Source organism: Aquimonas sp. (assembly GCF_044377145.1).
Taxonomy (GTDB): Bacteria; Pseudomonadota; Gammaproteobacteria; order Xanthomonadales; family Xanthomonadaceae; genus Aquimonas.
In genome coordinates this window covers 1-2,736 of sequence record NZ_JBILJQ010000170.1, presented here as the reverse complement: position 1 = coordinate 2,736, position 2,736 = coordinate 1, and the positions used below count along the sequence as shown (strand labels likewise).

The window sequence follows — 2,736 nt, the reverse complement described above, 5'->3', positions numbered from 1 at the left end:
GCGCGAAACTGCATGGCCGCTTGGCTCGTCATCTGGCGGCGCGAGGCGCGCCCGCGGCGCGACAGGTTCACTGCTGGGTTCTGCGTCGGCCTCACCCAGCGCCGTGGAGAGAGACGTGCTGTCGCCGGCCTCGGCCGCCTGGAGCGCCGCCAAGAATGCCTTGAAGCCGATTTTGCGAAGGCTCATTCGCACCACCTCCGGCGCCAACGATGAACCCTTCAGCGCGATGAGGGCGCGGCGAGTGAAGTGGGACACCATGGCGCCGACCAGCGCAGATGCCTGCTTGGCTTCCACAGCGGCGCGAATCGGTTCCCTACCGGCATCGGCGACGATTCCGCGAATCAGGTCATCGTCGATCGGCAGGCCGATCACATTGCGGAATTGGTCGAAGACCAAGGAGCTCGATGCGGTGTTTTGGGCCTGTGCAGTCATTGTTGGATCTTCCCGGGTGGCGTTGGATTGAGCCCCTGGCCAGTCTCACTGGGTGAGAAGGCGTGGTTCCAGCTTCACTCTGAAGCACACCTGCGCCTCGTCAAGATGCGCAAAAAAGACCCCGAGCGGACCAGTGACGGTCGGCTCGGGGTCGGGTTCGCGCACTCAGCGCTGAACTTCAGCGAAGAAGCGCTTCAGGCACTCGGTAAACACATCAGCGAAGGGTCCAGTCACGGTCACTTTCGGTGTGTGCGGGCGAGGCGCGCACACCCAGCCCGCGACCATCAGAAAGCTCTGGCTGAGTAACCCGTTCGAGATCTGCCGGAGATAGCGGGCGTATGCCTTGCCATCGTTCATGTCGGACAGTGGCGCGAACGGCCCTGCCGCACCAGGCGTCGTATCGACCCTTGAGAAATCGACAACGGCCGGAGTGCGCCGGCTGTCAAAACTCATGGGCGACGCCGGCGCGGTACCGGCTCCACCGAAGAGGTCGAGATCAGCGAGCGACATGGCGCAGCACCTCCGGCCCGTAGCCTTCCTTGCTCAACCGCTGCCGCAGGCTTGCGAAGAAGCGGGTGTAGAACGACTGGCTTCTCAGTCCCTCAAGCCCGAAGGCCTGAAGGGCGTCGTTCCAGTCGATCGTCTCGCGACCGAGATCGTAGGTGGGCACGATCTTGATCGCGCGCCGCCCCTCCTCTCGGAGGCGCTCGATCAGCATGTCCGCATGCCGGATCCCTGCCGGATCGTTGTCCGCCCAGATGGCGACGAACTTGATGTTGGCAGGGAACTGCATTTGGGCAAGCAGCGTGTCCGAGCTGGCCACCGCTGTCGGCAGCCCGGTGAGCAGGCGCGCCGACCAGGCGGTTTCGAGACCCTCGCCTACCTGAGCCACCGGAAGCAGCGGATCATCCAGCCAGTAGGCGCCGCCGCTGATCGGACGGTCCGAACGCCGCGGCATCATTTTCTTCGCGTCCATGCCTTCAGGCAGCTTCACTTTGCCATTGCCCTGGGGGTCGAGGTAGATCCGCTGCATCGAGCCAATGCGGCCGTCTGCGGTTCGGATGATGTAGACCAGCGCGGGATAGCGCCCCACCAGCTCCGGCTTCGACTTCGTGTCCTTGCTGTGGAAATACTCAAGGCAAGGGTGGAGGCCGATATCGGGTACTGGAAGCATCAGGTCACTGATGCCGCGGCTCTCGAGGTAGAGCCTTGCGCGATCGGCGCCGGGCTGGTTGAGCGGGATGACGCCCTTCCACAGAGCAGCCAGACGGGCGCTGATCCTGGCGTCTTCCTCTGCCCGCTCTACGGCCTTTCGTGCGATCTCTTTCGGGTCTGGTGGACGGGGTGCTGGGATCTGGCCACCGCTGAAGCAGCCTTCGATGGCTTTGACGGTCTCACCGAAGGTCCAGTTGTGGATCCAGCGCAAGACGGCCCAGCCGTCTTTGAAGAATCCACACGTGTTGCACACCATGCCTCCGGTTGCAGGGAAGTCGCGGTAGGTGCGCATGGCGTCGCCGTGGCGCTGGTTGTTGTGGCTGGGGTGTGGGCACGAGGTGTGTTTGCCACCAGCGTCGATGACGTTGCCCAGCTGGGGAGCGAGGTTCCGGATGATCCGGTCCCAGTTGCCTTCCGCGTAGCGGCGCGCGGCCGCGACGCGTGCATCCCACGCGGCGCGGTCGAACTCTCTATTTGGATGGCTCATGGGGTTCTCCTGAATGGGTACGGCCGGGGTTGGTGTTTCAGCTTCCTGTCTGCAGGCATGGGACCTCCGGTGTGATCCCGGAGATCGACCCCAACGGGGTCATCCCCGGTTGGGTGGTGTGCTCCGTCAACGCGGGAGCGACGCGTGCCGCTTGAGCGGCGAAAGCGCAGCCACCAATCGCGCGTGCGCGCGCCTCGTGGGTGGGCTCTCAGGGCGAGCGCGGTGGGCACCGAGGCTGCCCCCATAGGGAGCAGCCTCGATGGCTTCAGGCGGCCAGCAGCTGGCGCTGCAGGAGCCCGATCAGTGCGCCTGGAAGCGCTTTCAGATCGTGGATGACTTCGCACGAGGCGAAGAGATCGCGGACGCCTTCGTCGCAGATGCCGACGCCGTAGGCCTCGATGCCGAGCCCGGGCAACGCCTCCAGCACTGCTCGGGCACTGATGCTGTCGTTGGGCTCACCGTCGGTGAGTACGACAATCATCTTGCGAGGCTCGCGCCGGAGCATGAGCTGCCTCGCGCCGGACAGTAGGGCCTCGTAAAGCGGGGTTCCACCGCTGGCGCGCAGGCCGAAGCGATGCGTGCAGGCGATGAGCGGCTGCTCG

At 64.8% G+C, this 2,736-nt stretch carries 4 protein-coding genes; all 4 read right to left on the bottom strand.

Annotation, left to right across the window (positions count from 1 at the left end; translation table 11 throughout):
• Positions 1 to 432 (bottom strand): hypothetical protein (locus ACIQ7H_RS22225; protein ID WP_395795683.1); only part of this gene is annotated, 432 nt, incomplete at its 3' end.
• A 165-nt stretch (positions 433 to 597) separates the two neighbouring features.
• Positions 598 to 942, bottom strand: a complete 345-nt coding sequence (locus tag ACIQ7H_RS22220; RefSeq protein WP_395795681.1) for a hypothetical protein — start codon at positions 940 to 942, stop codon at positions 598 to 600.
• Positions 929 to 2,134 (bottom strand): toprim domain-containing protein, encoded by a 1,206-nt coding sequence (locus tag ACIQ7H_RS22215; RefSeq protein WP_395795679.1) that lies wholly within the window; start codon positions 2,132 to 2,134, stop codon positions 929 to 931. The genes ACIQ7H_RS22220 and ACIQ7H_RS22215 overlap by 14 nt, the downstream gene beginning before the upstream one ends.
• A 265-nt stretch (positions 2,135 to 2,399) precedes the next feature.
• The coding region (locus tag ACIQ7H_RS22210) for a VWA domain-containing protein (protein ID WP_395795677.1) at positions 2,400 to 2,736 on the bottom strand (337 nt) is incomplete at its 5' end.